Origin of the sequence: Lacticaseibacillus chiayiensis (genome assembly GCF_004123795.1) — a bacterium.
Taxonomy (GTDB): domain Bacteria; phylum Bacillota; class Bacilli; order Lactobacillales; family Lactobacillaceae; genus Lacticaseibacillus; species Lacticaseibacillus chiayiensis.
Genome location: NZ_MSSM01000030.1, coordinates 51182 through 65586 on the forward strand (window position 1 = coordinate 51182; position 14405 = coordinate 65586).

Genomic DNA, 14405 nt, shown 5'->3' on the forward strand with positions numbered 1-14405 from the left:
ATGCATCGGACTTTTTACGAATATCTTATGACACTGCGGAATCCCAACGACCACGGTGAAATTGCCGAGTTTGCCAAGAACGCCTTTTTGGATCAAAGTTTTCCGAAACAGGAGAAAGATTACCATCGGCTAAGTGATTACCTGGAATTAAACGGCAATTATCTGCCAACGATGGCAATCTTTGACGAAACATACCGCGATTATCAAGCCAGTGAGAGTACGGGAGGCGATTCTCATCAATAAACACAAGGTTCCACTGTGGGCGGTCATCGTGATTTTTGTGGTTGCGCTTGGCGGCGGTGCAGCAGGCGGCTATGCCTTGTCGTATCAGCAGGCCCAACAAAGTGTGCTGAAAACCGGCATCCCTAAAGCATTGGCGCCAGTTGTTTCCGCGTACGAAACAGTCACTAATAATTACTACAAAAAGGTGAACACAACCAAGCTGGCAGACGGGGCAATCAAGGGAATGTTGGGGACGCTTGACGACCCATACTCGGTCTTTCTGGAAAACAATGACAAAACCGACCTTGACGACACCATCTCTGCTTCGTTTGGCGGAATTGGCGCCACGATTCAACAAAATCACGACAGCCTGTCGATTGCCAGCATTTTGCCAGACACGCCCGCCAAAAAGGCAGGCATGCAGGTAGGGGACGTTCTGCTCAAAGTTGACGGGAAAGATGTCGCCAAAAAAACCGTTACGCAAGCGGTCAACAAAATTCGCGGTAAAATCGGAACCACCGTTGCAGTGACGGTCAAGCGCGGTAACAAGCAGGCAACATTTTCCATGAAGCGCAAGAAGATTACGGTTGATACCGTGACTGGCAAGCTTGCGCCGGAAAATAAGCAGGTTGGTATCATCACGATCTCCACGTTCAGTGAACCGACTGTGAAGCAATTTAAAGCAACTGTTAAGAAATTGCGTAAAGAAGGCGCAAAGTCATTTGTGCTTGACCTGCGTCAAAATCCCGGCGGCATGATGACGGCCGCTTTGTCGATCAGTTCGATGTTTTGCAAGAACGGGCAAACCGTGATGCAAGTTGAAGACCGAAACGGCGCTAAAGAGGTTTACAAAGCTGGTAAGAAACTCGATGGCGGCTTTAAGATCACCGAGAAAACCGCGGTGCTGATTGACGGCAATTCGGCTTCAGCCAGCGAAATCACGGCAGCGGCCTTGCACCAAAACCGCAATATCCCGTTAGTCGGTGAAAAGAGTTTTGGCAAAGGGACCGTTCAAAACGTTGGCGAAATGGGCAGCAACAAGGAACTCAAGCTGACGGTTGCCAAATGGCTCACACCAGACGGCACATGGATCAACCACAAGGCTTAACGCCTGATGTGAAGGTCGACTATCCGGCTGCGGCCAAAATCACGTTAATCAATGCGACCCAGCTCAAGCCTGGCGACAAAGGTAGCGATGTGAAGTCTTTGCAGCAAATGTTGAAGGCTTTGAAAGTAGGTTCAGTCACAGTTAACAGCCAGTATGACGATACTACTCAAGCTGCCGTCAAATCCTTCCAGCAAGCCAACAAACTCAACGCAACCGGAACGGCCGATCAGGAAACACTGGCAGCCCTTGCACAGAAGTTGAGTGATCAGCTAACGAAAGATGATCCGATGGTGAAAGCTGCGGTGCGGGAAGTCACGAAGTAAGTTAGATTGAAGTTGTTTAGATGTGCGCATGCCTTGATTGGGCGTGCGCTTTTCTGTAAGGTTAAGGAAATAATCATAGGAGTGAACAACATTGATTGAGTTAGAAGGCTTTGCTGTGTATCTCGACAAAATTGAGCGCGCGCAGGAATGGATGGCATTTTTAAAGGAACATCAGGATGCCGTCAATGCAACCTTGGCACCGGAACACATTACCGTTGAGCGAATCTTTTCGCTTTCGTTCAATGATCGGCTATATCTGTGCTGGTATTCTGAACAAACAGCACCGAGTCCTGATGTTGCTGAAAGTACCAACCCAATTGATCAGGTTCATGTCGCTTTTTGGCGTGAATGTATTGATGAAACGGTTCCAAGCTTGAAGTTTCGGCTCGAAAATGAATTTGTTAATCCGGATATGATTAGCGAGTGAATAAATGTCCAAGACAAAAGCTGTGAAGTTTCTGATTTCTCGAGAAATTTCGCAGCTTTTGGATGTGTCGCGGTTAATTTTTGAAATTGTCAGCTAAGGTCGCGCGTTGATCACAACGCCTTCAAGCTCGTCCGCCTGTTTTGCTGCCAGTGTTTGGTTGTTTCTTAAACTGCTGATGACAAGATCAACGACCTGCCAATAGCGTTTCCATGCTGATTTAGGTAACTCGTTTCGTGTCTTTTGCATGTGAAGCTCAAGTGCAGGAGAGGACCAGCGTTTGGGCGTTTCAATTGCGTCAGCATACATGGCGGTATAAAAGGTCGTTACCAAAGCAATGAAGATAGGGGGTGGCATGCCATAAACGTTCTTGGCAGTCAGATCCTTTTTTCGTTCAACCAAGTCCAAGGCGAACCAGAAGCCTTGTGTGGTTGTACGTTCAGCTGTGAGGCTTTTCCAGTCATATTTACCTAAATGGGTAGCATGCGGTAATCGTTCAGGTCTTTCGATTCGCATAACATATTCGCCTTCAAAACTAATTTTAATACCCCTCGCCGCCGCAAACTTTACTTCAGGGATTGTTGGCGATTGATCAATACCAGCAATTACTTTCAATTTATCAATGTCGAAATTATCATCAGTAACCGTGACGTTTTGTTGATGCGCAAGCGTTTGAATTCCCTTGATCAAAGTAGAAGGGTTTTTCAAACGAGGTTGTACGACGAAGGTCAGAAAAAGCTGAATAATCGCCGAGTGGCAGGCTTACTGGACTGAGTCAGAGTGAAAAGGTGTAAGCTGGTTTTCCATCACGCTTAAAATTCGATTGACGTCTGTCCAGCCTGTGCAATCCCGCCCCGTCTGCATATACATGGCCGTACCAAACTTTTCTAACGTACCTTCGATCGTATCGTCGTCGATATAGGGCAACAGTTTCTCTGGTATGGGTGAGACCATGAATTTCTGGATCATACTTTCAATCCTTCTAAGTGGTTGTTGTGCCATGCTGGATTCCTCGCTTAGTTGTTTGATTGAAGTTTTGGAGCAAAGTCTATGTTATGTCTTAGTAATTTGCTATATTAACGATAAGCTAGCATCACGAGGGTAGCTCTCGAAAGATATCTAGCCCAGCAGTTTTGCTGGACATCACCCCTCAACTATTTATCTGAAGGCGGAGGTGAGGTCAATGCAAAATCGGAGTGACTGAAGGGTTCGCGATGGTTGATTTCGCCATTGCTGTCTGGATCTTGTCCAAGGCGTATCTCAATTACGTCAAGGCTCGCCAGATACTAAAAAAGCCGGCTCGTAAGAACTAGCTTTGACCCAGTCTTCTGAACTGCGCTTGAGGCCGTCGAGGCGCAACTCGGTGGTCTCTTTTCAACTTGGAAAAAGTATATCATGAAATCGACTGGTTGTAAAAATAATAGGAGTGACTAATTTCTGGTAATACCCCCCTCTGTCAAGCAAAGTTGCATTGGCAGTACCTGTTTTCTCGTGTACCATGAATAGTGGTATCTTTTAGCATTAAGTTTTAAACAAACTTTGCACGATACAGAAACAGGCAACTCTTTTTTGTCTATAAGGAGTCTGAAAATCTTGGCAATTCAATGGTTCCCGGGTCACATGGCGAAGGCCCGTAAACAGGTACAGGAAAAAATTAAACAAGTCGATCTCATTCTTGAAGTCGTTGACGCGCGCACGCCTGAGTCATCGCGCAACCCCATGTTAGATGAAATCATTGGCGAAAAGCCGCGCATGGTGATCCTCAATAAGCAAGATTTGGCGGATCCAACCTTGACACGCGAATGGGTGCAATACTATCAAGATCAAGGCTTTGCCGCGATTGCGATTGATGCGCAACATGCTAAACGGCTGCAGCAGATTCCCCAGTTGGCCACCAAATTGATGGCGGAGAAAATTGCGCGGAAGAAGGCGCGAGGGATTCGCAATCCCATGATCAAGGCGATGTGTATTGGCATCCCCAACGTCGGCAAATCAACTGTACTGAATCGGCTGGTTCATCGCAATATTGCGGTCACCGGTAACAAACCCGGTGTGACCAAGAATCAACAATGGCTAAAGGCGAGTGATAATTTTCAGTTGCTGGATACCCCCGGGATTTTGTGGCCTAAATTTGCCTCACAGACGATCGGGATGCGTCTGGCGTTTACTGGTGCGATTGCCGACGCTGTATTCCAAGAGGATGTGGTTGGGTTGTATGGCTTAACTTATTTTATGGCACATTATCCGGACGCCCTGAAAAAAGCCTACCATCTCACAGATGCCGACTTACAAGCCGCACCGCATGATTTGTTGGTGAAGCTGACAAAGACGCAGGGATTCGGAGAAGAATTCAATCGAATGGCGGAACGGCTGATTTTCGATGCACGGCAGGGGAAATTAGGCCGGTTTACCTTGGAAAAGCCTGGTGAGACTGATGCCGACATTGAGTGAGTATAAGGCGCTGTTGCAGGTCGATCATGTTGATCCGGCAATCTTGACGGCGCTCAAAAATGATAGTCGCATTGGTGCGGGTAAACTGCTGGCAGCCTATCAACGACGCGAGGATCATCGCGCGGCCGAGGAGGTGGCATTACGATATCGCAGTAGGTATGAGCGCCAGTTATGGAGAACGTATCAGTATGTTGCTGGGTTAGACGAAGTAGGGCGAGGGCCGCTAGCTGGTCCGGTTGTGACAGCAGCGGTCATCTTGCCGCATCATTTTCAATGGCCGGTGAATGATTCAAAGCAACTGACGGCTCATGAACGCAACGTGTTATACCCGCACATTTTGACGGAAGCCATCGCGGTTGGCATTGGCATTGCCGACAATTGCGAGATCGATCGGGAGAATATTTACCATGCGACTGAACTTGCGATGGCACAGGCGGTGAGTCACTTACGCGTTGCCCCGGAGTTTTTGCTGGTAGACGCGATGCATGTGCCGGTCGATTTGCCGCAGGAGCGCTTAATAAAAGGCGACGCCAATAGTATTAGCATTGCTTCAGCTAGCATTGTTGCGAAGGTGATTCGGGATCGGCTGATGGTGATGTATGACCAGGTTTATCCTGGCTATGATTTTAAGCACAATATGGGTTACGGAACGAAAGCACACTTGGCAGGTTTGGCAGTTCATGGCGTTACGCCGATTCACCGGCGCAGTTTCGGGCCAGTGCGTGATTGTTTGAAGTGATCGTCGTTAAGTCGCGTAATGTATTGACAGGAGGAACTTCTGGCATGACATTACGCGACTTTTTATTAACTTGGCATCTGGCGACCCATCAGAATCCGCGTTTGGCGGTCGCTTTGGAGGAAGCTATTCATGCAAAAGCCGATTTAACGGCATTCCAACGTGAACTTGACAAGAAAATGACTCAGTCGGTGGAACCTTTATTGGCGGTAGCGCGGCAGTCACCTTACGTCACTTATGTCGATGCTACCTATCCACCACGGCTGCGTGAAATTCCCCAGCCGCCACTGGTGCTTTTTTATCGCGGTCAGATAAAGTTATTTCAGCAATTGACGCTGGGGGTTGTTGGTTCGCGGAAGGCCACCGGTTATTCCGCGGCCGCCTTGGCGCAATTATTCCCGCAACTGCCGGCAATAACGATTGCAAGCGGCTTGGCAACCGGCGCCGACAGTATGGCCCATGAGGCGGCGCTTGCAGCCGACTTGCCGACGATTGCGGTGATCGCCAATGGCATTGATCAAGTGTATCCGGCTAAGCACCGCTTGTTGCAGGAACGAATTGGCCGCGTTGGGTTGATTGTGAGCGAGTACCCGCCTGGAACGTCTCCGCAACGATTTCAGTTTGTGGCGCGTAATCGGATTATTGCTGGTTTGGCACACGGGGTGATGGTGACTGAAGCGGAAATCAAAAGCGGAAGTTTGATCACGGCCAATTATGCCCTGCAGCATAATCGTGAAGTTTTTGCTTTGCCCAATCGTTTTGGCGAGCGTTTAGGCGCTGGAACCAATGCACTAATTCAGGCAGGCGCAGCAATTGTGACCGGTCCGAAAACGTTGATCGAGAATCTGCATTATTACCCATAAAGTGCCAAAAAATGCCCTTTCTATAGTAGAAAAATTTTCCTTTAATTTGACAAGAGCAAAATGACTAGCTTATGATAGCAACTGTTTTGAGCCAGCAGGTGTGATCAGATGGTTTTGGATGGATGTGTATCCGCTATTGTGACCGATCGTAGCAACCTGCTGAATCATGAAGCACTGACGGTAACACGTCAGCCCGCACAAATTAATCAGGGCTTGCTGTTGTAGCAATGCCACCGGAAGGAGCGCGTTCATGGCCGACAAGAAGTTAGTCATTGTTGAATCGCCAGCCAAAGCCAAGACCATTGAAAAATATCTTGGCCGCACCTATAAAGTTGTTGCTAGCTTAGGGCATATTCGTGATTTACCCAAGAGCCAAATGGGTGTTGATGTTGAAAATAACTACGAACCTCGATACATTTCGATTCGCGGTAAAGGCGATGTCATTAAATCTTTAAAGAAAGACGCTAAAAAAGCTAGCCGCGTCTATCTCGCAGCCGATCCGGATCGTGAAGGAGAGGCCATTGCGTGGCATGTCAGTCATATTCTTGGTTTGGATCCCAAAGCCAAAAACCGGGTCGTTTTTAACGAGATTACCAAAGATGCAGTCAAAAATGCCTTTAAGACGCCACGTGGAATTGATATGGATCTCGTTGATGCCCAGCAGGCACGGCGGATTCTGGATCGGCTTGTAGGCTATTCCATCAGTCCATTACTGTGGAAGAAAGTCAAAAAAGGCTTAAGTGCCGGCCGGGTCCAGAGCGTTGCGTTAAAACTGATTATTGATCGTGAAAATGAAATCAAGAATTTCATTCCTGAAGAGTATTGGTCACTGGATGCAGAATTTCAGAAAGGCCGCAGCAAAAAGTTCACGGCCAGTTTTTACGGCACCAAGAACAAGAAACAGGCACTGAAGAATAATGAGGTTGTTCAAAAAGTTTTAAGTCAGGTTGATAAGGCCAAGCCGTTTAACGTGACCAAAGTGGTTAAGAAGGAGCGCAAGCGTTTCCCGGCGCCGCCTTTTACCACCAGTACTTTACAGCAGGAGGCCAACCGCAAGCTTGGTTTCCGAACCCGGAAAACCATGATGTTGGCCCAGCAGCTATACGAAGGCATTAATTTAGGCGGTAAGCTTGGCACGGTCGGGTTGATTACGTATATGCGTACTGACTCCACTCGGGTTTCTAATGTCGCTAAAACTGAGACCAGTCACTATCTGCACGAAAAGTATGGCGAGGCCTATGCCGCCGTCAAAATTCGTCAAGGCAAACTTCAGGAAGGGGCTCAAGACGCCCATGAAGCGATCCGCCCAACCAGTACGTTGCGGACGCCTGAAAGTCTGGCATCGGTTTTGGATAAAGACCAGATGAAACTATATCGGTTGATTTGGAGCCGATTTGTTGCTAGTGAAATGACGCCAGCCGTGATCGACACCGTTGCCGTGACGCTTGAGCAAAATGATGTGACATTCCGTGCTAATGGTAGTCAGATGAAGTTTGAAGGGTTTACTAAGCTTTACGTATCCTCGCGTGATAACGACGAAAAAGACAATGTTTTGCCTCCGTTAGCTGTCGGGGATGCCGTTAAAATGTTGAAAACCGATCCGGCACAGCATTTTACCCAACCGCCAGCCCGATACTCAGAAGCCAATCTGGTTAAGGCATTGGAAGAAAATGGTGTCGGTCGGCCGTCAACCTATGCTCCGACCATTGAAACCATTCAGAAGCGTTATTACGTAAAGCTCAATGCCCGTCGTTTTGAACCGACCGAATTAGGCGAAATCGTTAACAGTCTGATCGTTGAATTCTTCCCTGATATTGTCAATATTAAGTTCACAGCAAATGTGGAGTCCGAATTAGACAGTATCGAAACCGGCGAAGCCAACTGGGTAAAGGTTATTGACCAGTTCTACAAGCCGTTTGAAAAAGAAGTGGCGCACGCCGAAACCGGCATCGAAAAGATTCAGATCAAGGATGAACCTGCAGGTTTTAATTGCGACATTTGTGGCGCACCCATGGTCATCAAAATGGGGCGTTATGGTAAATTTTACGCCTGCTCCCGCTTCCCGGACTGCCGAAACACCAAGGCGATTGTCAAAGAAATCGGTGTCGTCTGCCCTAAATGTCACGTTGGCCAAGTGGTCGAACGCAAGAGCAAACGCAACCGAGTCTTCTACGGCTGTTCCCGTTACCCAGACTGTGACTTCGTTTCCTGGGACAAACCAGTCGGCCGCGACTGCCCGGTCTGTGGTCACTTCTTAGTCGAAAAGAAAACCAAAGCCGGCACCCAAGTCGTTTGTCCAAACAACGATTACAAGGAAGCCTTACAAAAAGCATAAAAACCGAAACCAGCAAGCCCGAATCCTTTGGGTCTGCTGGTTTTTTTGATAAACTAGGCAAGAGCGTGAACAGGAGCGCTTAGAAATCGGAGTGTAAGTGGCCTCGGGCGTGATGGCGCGGGCCTCGCCATTGCGCCCGAGGTCCTTACACGCATACTCCAGCGTCAATAAGCACCTGTTCACAGCAGTATCACGAAAACCCAAATCAAACAAACCTTTAAGAAACCCTCGTCCATTATCGATCCAAAACCCCACACCAGAGGAGGAATTCATCATGCCCATTGTTAACGTCATTGGCGCTGGCTTGGCCGGTTCGGAAGCCGCCTGGCAAATCGCGCAATCAGGTATCAACGTCAATTTATATGAAATGCGTCCGGTTACCATGACCCCGGCGCATCACACCGCTAATTTTGCGGAACTTGTCTGTACGAATTCATTGCGTGCCAATCAGATCACGAACGCGGTTGGATTGTTGAAAGAAGAAATGCGACGCCTAGATTCGATCATTATTCAAAGTGCCGACGTGACCGCCGTTCCAGCTGGCGGGGCACTGGCGGTTGACCGCGAGCCATTTTCCCAGTTAGTGACCCAGAAACTCGTGTCGCATCCCCGTGTCCATGTCGTCCACAAAGAACTGACTGATTTTCCTCAGGGGGTGACGGTGGTTGCTACAGGGCCATTAACCGCACCGGGTTTGGCTGACGCCATTGTGGCCTTGAATGGCGAAGCCGGTCTGTCATTTTTTGATGCTGCTGCTCCGATTTTGGACGCCAGCACCATTGATACCGCTATTGTCTATAAAAAGTCTCGTTATGATCGTGGCGAAGCTGCTTATTTAAATTGCCCGATGAACCGGGAAGAATTTCAGGCGTTTTACCAGGCATTGATCTCCGCTGAGGTTGCGGAAGGCCACGATTTTGAAAAAATGACAGTTTTTGAAGGCTGCATGCCGATTGAAGTGATGGCTAAACGCGGGATTAAGACGATGCTGTTCGGTCCGCTGAAACCGGTTGGTTTGGAGGATCCGCGAACCGGCAAAACACCGTATGCGGTTGTCCAGCTGCGGCAAGATAACGCGGCAGCGAGCTTGTATAACATCGTGGGCTTCCAGACGCATCTCAAGTGGGGTGAACAAAAACGGGTTTTCCGGATGATACCGGGATTGGAAAATGTTCAGATTGTCCGCTACGGCGTGATGCATCGCAATACATTCATGAAGTCACCGGCTGTTCTTGAACCGACGTATGCGTCTAAGCGGCGTGCGGATCTCTTCTTTGCAGGACAGATGACTGGCGTTGAAGGCTACGTTGAAAGTGCTGCCAGCGGCTTAATTGCCGGGACGAATGCAGCCCGGCTGGCACAAGATTTGCCGCCATTGGTATATCCGGAAACAACGGCGATGGGTGCCATGGCACATTACATCACCCACACCTCGCCAACGCATTTTCAGCCGATGAATGCGAACTTCGGCATTATGCCGCCGTTAGCAGTCAAAGTGCGGCAAAAGAAGGAGCGTAACCAGCAACTAGCAGAACGGGCCTTGACCGATCTTGCAGCATTTAAAAATGAATTACAACGCGTTAACCAACTTCAAAAATAAAAAAAGATCTCGGGTAACCGGGATTTTTTCATTGTCGTGTCATGTTATCTTCATAAAGAACTGGTTATAATGGAACAAAGCCAGTGCTTAAACAATCTAGGTGTCCGGAGAGCGAGAATTCACAGCGACCTATTAAGGTTTAGTTTCTGAAAACGTCAACAATCGTTCTTTTTATGTTAATCTATTAAGCGGAGGGATGTCGGATGAAGCCAATTGCAGCTTTTCAGGAATACTTAACGGTCGAGCGGCAGTATTCACCGGAAACCGTCACAGCGTATTTAAACGACATTCAGGAATTCCAGGCTTTTCTCAAGGCTAATGGCGGGTTTACCGATTTTAGTAAGGTGGATGATCTTGACGTTCAGACTTATTTAACTAATTTGAATAAGCAAGGACTGGCTCGTACGTCCATTGCCCGCAAAATTAGCAGTTTGCGCAGCTTTTATCGGTATTTAGCGCGAATTGAGGCAGTGAAACGTAATCCCTTTGAATTAGTTGAGTTGAAGAAGCAGCACCATCACTTGCCGCAGTTTTTCTATGAAGCGGAAATTCAGGAACTGTTTAAAACCGTTGAAGGCAAAACGCCACTTGACCAACGTAATCGAGCGCTGTTGGAGGTCTTGTACGGCACCGGCATCCGGGTTTCGGAGTGTGCCAACTTAACCCTAAGCCAAGTGGATTTTAATACGGGATTGTTACTGATTCATGGGAAAGGCAATAAGGATCGCTACGTACCATTTGGCCAGTACGCCCAGCGAGCGTTGCAAACTTATCTAAAGGATGGACGCCATGTTTTGATGCAAAAGTACCAGACCCAACATCGACTGGTGTTCGTCAACCAATATGGCCGACCCATCACAGCACGGGGAATTGAATACATTCTGGATCAACTTATCAAACAAACCAGTCTGACTGCTAATATCCATCCCCACATGTTGCGACATAGTTTTGCAACGCATATGCTGGATCATGGGGCAGATCTACGCACGGTTCAAGAGCTGCTAGGCCATGCGAGTTTGTCGACGACCCAGATCTATACCCATGTGACGATGGCCCACTTAAAGAACGAGTATATGAAATATTATCCCAAACATCATTAAGACTAAAGTACGATGTAATTAGTGCTTGAGTTTTCTAAAGTATGACTATTGACCGGTTGCTAATAACGGTCATCACTGATGAGCTCGGCACATCAGGGAAACGAAAAGGAGCGTAACAATGACAACAATTGCAGCAGTTAGAAAAGACGGCGTGACCGCTTTAGCAGGTGATGGTCAAGTCACCCTGGGCGAAAAAGTTATTATGAAAGGCAACGCCCAAAAAGTACGGCGTATTTATCATGATCAGGTTGTCATCGGCTTTGCCGGTGGGGTTGCCGATGCGTTTACTTTGCAAGATTGGTTTGAAAAGAAGCTTGAACATTATGCCGGCAACTTACGGCGTTCCGCAGTGGCACTGGCACAGGATTGGCGTAAAGATCCAGCGCTGCAAAAACTTGAAGCGATGATGATTGTCATGGATGAACACGACCTGTTACTTGTATCCGGCTCCGGTGAAGTCATTGATCCGGATGAAGATGTTGTGGCGATTGGTTCAGGCGGCAATTTTGCCCAAGCGGCCGCTATTGCGATGTTACGACATGCGCCTGACATGACGCCGTCCGACATTGCCAAAGAGGCAGTTAATATTGCCGGTAACATTGATATTTTCACCAACCACAATATTATTGTCGAGAGTTTCTAACCGGGCTGGCTCATGCTCACAGGAGGATAAAGTTTAAGATGGTAGAAGTTCAAACACCTAAACAGATCGTTGAAAAACTTGACCAATATGTTATTGGTCAGGACGATGCCAAACGTGCCGTTGCGGTTGCCTTGTACAATCGCTATCGCCGTATGCAGTTGTCACCCAAGATGCAAGAAGAAATCACACCGAAGAATTTATTGATGATCGGACCAACCGGTGTCGGGAAAACAGAAATTGCCCGTCGATTAGCCAAAATCGTGGATGCGCCTTTCGTCAAAGTTGAAGCGACCAAGTTCACGGAAGTCGGCTATGTCGGTCGGGATGTTGAATCCATGGTCCGTGATCTTGCTGAAACTGCAGTGGCGATGGAAGAAGAAAAGCAATTCAAGAAAGTCCGTGTTCGCGCGGAAAAAGAAGCCAATAAACGCCTTGTTAAAATTTTGGTGCCAGCGATTCGTAAAGAAAAGAACTCGAATCCGATGGCTGAAATGATGAACATGTTACAAGGCATGCAAAATGGCAAGACACCGGCTTCTGATGATGCCGATGCTGGCGGTGAAGTGACCGATGACATTCGGAACAAGCGCTTAAGCGTCGCCGAACAGCTGGAAAAGGGCTTACTAGAGGATCGGGAAATTACGGTTGCTGTCAACGACGAGAAAAAAAGCGGTGGCATGAGCGACATGTACGGCCAAATGGGAATTGACTTAAGTGATACGATTGGGGCGTTAATGCCCAAGAAAAAAGTCGAGCGCACCATGACCGTGAAGGAAGCTCGCGAAATCTTCATTAAAGAAGAGTCAGATAAGCTGGTCAACCATGCCGATATTTATCACGACGCTATCCAGAGTGCCGAAAACAATGGCATCATCTTTATTGACGAAATCGATAAAATCGCAGCAGGTGACAAGCATACCAGCGGCGAGGTTTCTCGCGAAGGGGTGCAACGCGACATTTTGCCAATCGTCGAAGGCTCGCAGATCAATACTAAATATGGCCCGATCAACACGGATCATATTTTGTTTATCGGTTCCGGGGCATTTGCCGAGGCCAAGCCAAGTGATTTAATTGCCGAATTACAAGGCCGGTTCCCGATTCGAGTTGAACTAAAGGATCTGACCGAAGAAGACTTCGTACGGATTTTAACCGAACCGGACAATGCGTTGATTAAACAATATATTGCGCTGATCGGTGCTGACGGCGTGAAAATCACGTTTACCAAGGAAGCCGTTAATCGGATTGCCGAAATTGCCACGCAAGTCAATCACGATACCGATAATATCGGCGCGCGGCGGTTAGCCACCATCTTGGAGAAGCTGTTGGAAGATGTGCTTTACGAAGGACCGGATATGGCGATGGGTAGTGTAACGGTAACCCAGCAGTATGTTGACGATAAGATTGGCCACATTGCCGCCGATACGAACATGACCCGGTATATTTTGTAATGCAACCCGTAGAGAACTGTAGATAAGGGATGAGGATGTATGGTAACGATTGCAAATGACTTTTTGACCGTTGACATCAGTCAGCATGGTGCCGAGCTGACTAGTATCAAGGACAATCTGACTGGGCGTGAACGCCTGTGGCAGGCTGATCCGGAAGTCTGGCCGCGGCACGCACCGATGTTATTCCCGATTGTCGGGGCATTGGTTGATGATCAATATCATTACGCTGGCAAAACTTACCACATGACCCAGCACGGTTTTGCTCGTGATCGTGATTTCACAATCGTGTCGGCAACACCTTTTAAGGCCAGCCTTGTTCTTAAAGACGACGATAAAACGCGTGCCATGTATCCCTTTGCATTCCGGCTGATTATCACCTACGCTTTGGAGAACAATAACCTGCATGTCACGTATCGTGTCGATAATACTGACAAAAAAGCTCCGTTGTATTTCAGTATTGGCGGACACCCTGGCTTTCAGGTGCCGATGACAGCAGATACACAGTTCACGGATTATTATATGAACTTTAAACCGCGCAAGTCATTAGTTCAAATTCCGCTAATCGCGGGCAAAGGAGTCGACTATACGCACCGGACGTTGGCCGCAACTGATGCCAATCTGGCTCTGACCCACGAAACGTTTAAAAACGACGCGCTCATATTTGCTCCGCTTGGTAAGACATCGTTTAATCTGCTTTCGGACAAAACTAAACATGGTGTGAGCGTTACCATGTCAGATACGCCTTACCTGGGTGTTTGGAGCCCGTATCCTAAGACTGGTGAGTTTGTTTGCATTGAGCCTTGGTGGGGCATCGCAGATACGATTGGCACGACCGGCGATTTCACCAAGAAGCTTGGAATCAATCGTTTGGAACCGGAAACGGCGTTTGAAAAGGGCTACACAATCAGCATTTTTTGATGCGGACCCCGGTAGCTGGTGATCGGTAACAAAAAGACATCCAACAAAGGGCGCGGCTCCGCGTCAAGTAGACAGTCAAATAATTAAAGGCTTATGCACTTTCTTGAACGGCATGATTCCGATATTCTTCCGGGGTCATGCCGTTTAATGCTAATTGGCGTCTTTCCTTATTATGCCAATTGATGTACTTCTTGATGATGGCGATAAGTTCAATCTCAGATAGTGGGTGTTTGA

At 47.9% G+C, this 14405-nt stretch carries 14 protein-coding genes and 1 pseudogene; 12 read left to right on the forward strand and 3 right to left on the reverse strand.

Translation table 11 applies throughout. The features are described from left to right. From BVJ53_RS11320 to BVJ53_RS11330, 3 genes and pseudogenes are all read left to right on the forward strand, one after another. A complete protein-coding gene (locus tag BVJ53_RS11320; RefSeq protein ID WP_129302490.1) occupies window positions 1–243 on the forward strand; it encodes a YozE family protein in 243 nt (80 codons plus the stop codon). Next, window positions 212–1653 (forward strand): annotated as a pseudogene (locus BVJ53_RS11325) (S41 family peptidase). The gene BVJ53_RS11320 and the pseudogene BVJ53_RS11325 overlap by 32 nt, the downstream one beginning before the upstream one ends. A gap of 91 nt (window positions 1654–1744) precedes the next feature. Then, a complete protein-coding gene (locus tag BVJ53_RS11330) occupies window positions 1745–2080 on the forward strand; it encodes a DUF6176 family protein (RefSeq protein WP_129302491.1) in 336 nt (111 codons plus the stop codon). Between the two features lie 93 nt (window positions 2081–2173). Here BVJ53_RS11330 and BVJ53_RS11335 read toward each other — a convergent pair whose 3' ends face one another. Both BVJ53_RS11335 and BVJ53_RS15350 read right to left on the reverse strand, forming a co-directional pair. Beyond that, the gene (locus tag BVJ53_RS11335; protein WP_238150170.1) at window positions 2174–2767 is read right to left on the reverse strand and encodes a hypothetical protein; all 594 of its coding nucleotides are present in this window, start codon (window positions 2765–2767) and stop codon (window positions 2174–2176) included. A gap of 72 nt (window positions 2768–2839) precedes the next feature. Beyond that, window positions 2840–3079, reverse strand: coding sequence for a hypothetical protein (locus BVJ53_RS15350; RefSeq protein WP_238150171.1), 240 nt, complete (start codon window positions 3077–3079; stop codon window positions 2840–2842). Window positions 3080–3667: 588 nt separating this feature from the next. Between BVJ53_RS15350 and ylqF the strand changes: the two genes are divergently transcribed. From ylqF to BVJ53_RS11385, 9 genes are all read left to right on the forward strand, one after another. After that, window positions 3668–4528, forward strand: a complete 861-nt coding sequence (gene ylqF / locus BVJ53_RS11340) for a ribosome biogenesis GTPase YlqF (RefSeq protein ID WP_129302501.1) — start codon at window positions 3668–3670, stop codon at window positions 4526–4528. Continuing rightward, window positions 4512–5267 (forward strand): ribonuclease HII, encoded by a 756-nt coding sequence (locus BVJ53_RS11345; RefSeq protein ID WP_129302492.1) that lies wholly within the window; start codon window positions 4512–4514, stop codon window positions 5265–5267. Before ylqF ends, BVJ53_RS11345 begins: the two co-directional genes overlap by 17 nt. A gap of 44 nt (window positions 5268–5311) precedes the next feature. Then, window positions 5312–6127: a DNA-processing protein DprA gene (gene dprA, locus BVJ53_RS11350; RefSeq protein WP_129302493.1), complete on the forward strand. Its 816-nt coding sequence runs from the start codon at window positions 5312–5314 to the stop codon at window positions 6125–6127. Between the two features lie 250 nt (window positions 6128–6377). Then, the gene (gene topA, locus BVJ53_RS11355; protein ID WP_129302494.1) at window positions 6378–8462 is read left to right on the forward strand and encodes a type I DNA topoisomerase; all 2085 of its coding nucleotides are present in this window, start codon (window positions 6378–6380) and stop codon (window positions 8460–8462) included. Window positions 8463–8736: 274 nt separating this feature from the next. Then, the gene (gene trmFO, locus BVJ53_RS11365) at window positions 8737–10062 is read left to right on the forward strand and encodes a methylenetetrahydrofolate--tRNA-(uracil(54)-C(5))-methyltransferase (FADH(2)-oxidizing) TrmFO (protein WP_129302495.1); all 1326 of its coding nucleotides are present in this window, start codon (window positions 8737–8739) and stop codon (window positions 10060–10062) included. Window positions 10063–10265: 203 nt separating this feature from the next. Continuing rightward, window positions 10266–11162, forward strand: coding sequence for a tyrosine recombinase XerC (xerC, locus tag BVJ53_RS11370; RefSeq protein ID WP_129302496.1), 897 nt, complete (start codon window positions 10266–10268; stop codon window positions 11160–11162). A 118-nt stretch (window positions 11163–11280) separates the two neighbouring features. Beyond that, a complete protein-coding gene (hslV, locus tag BVJ53_RS11375) occupies window positions 11281–11805 on the forward strand; it encodes an ATP-dependent protease subunit HslV (RefSeq protein ID WP_129302497.1) in 525 nt (174 codons plus the stop codon). A 38-nt stretch (window positions 11806–11843) separates the two neighbouring features. Continuing rightward, entirely contained in the window at window positions 11844–13253 is a 1410-nt protein-coding gene (gene hslU, locus BVJ53_RS11380) for an ATP-dependent protease ATPase subunit HslU (protein ID WP_129302498.1), read from the forward strand. Window positions 13254–13292: 39 nt separating this feature from the next. After that, the gene (locus tag BVJ53_RS11385; RefSeq protein ID WP_129302499.1) at window positions 13293–14171 is read left to right on the forward strand and encodes an aldose 1-epimerase family protein; all 879 of its coding nucleotides are present in this window, start codon (window positions 13293–13295) and stop codon (window positions 14169–14171) included. A gap of 91 nt (window positions 14172–14262) precedes the next feature. Here BVJ53_RS11385 and BVJ53_RS15595 read toward each other — a convergent pair whose 3' ends face one another. Continuing rightward, on the reverse strand, window positions 14263–14385 hold the full coding sequence (locus BVJ53_RS15595; RefSeq protein ID WP_414467453.1) for an IS3 family transposase: 123 nt from the start codon (window positions 14383–14385) through the stop codon (window positions 14263–14265). Between the last annotated feature and the right edge of the window lie 20 nt (window positions 14386–14405).

Coding starts and splice junctions, on each gene's coding strand:
- BVJ53_RS11320 (WP_129302490.1), top strand. CDS start 1: ATGCATCGGACTTTTTACGAATATCTTATGACACTGCGGAATCCCAAC.
- BVJ53_RS15350 (WP_238150171.1), bottom strand. CDS start 3,079: ATGGCACAACAACCACTTAGAAGGATTGAAAGTATGATCCAGAAATTC.
- BVJ53_RS11345 (WP_129302492.1), top strand. CDS start 4,512: ATGCCGACATTGAGTGAGTATAAGGCGCTGTTGCAGGTCGATCATGTT.
- dprA (WP_129302493.1), top strand. CDS start 5,312: ATGACATTACGCGACTTTTTATTAACTTGGCATCTGGCGACCCATCAG.
- topA (WP_129302494.1), top strand. CDS start 6,378: ATGGCCGACAAGAAGTTAGTCATTGTTGAATCGCCAGCCAAAGCCAAG.
- trmFO (WP_129302495.1), top strand. CDS start 8,737: ATGCCCATTGTTAACGTCATTGGCGCTGGCTTGGCCGGTTCGGAAGCC.
- xerC (WP_129302496.1), top strand. CDS start 10,266: ATGAAGCCAATTGCAGCTTTTCAGGAATACTTAACGGTCGAGCGGCAG.
- hslV (WP_129302497.1), top strand. CDS start 11,281: ATGACAACAATTGCAGCAGTTAGAAAAGACGGCGTGACCGCTTTAGCA.
- hslU (WP_129302498.1), top strand. CDS start 11,844: ATGGTAGAAGTTCAAACACCTAAACAGATCGTTGAAAAACTTGACCAA.
- BVJ53_RS11385 (WP_129302499.1), top strand. CDS start 13,293: ATGGTAACGATTGCAAATGACTTTTTGACCGTTGACATCAGTCAGCAT.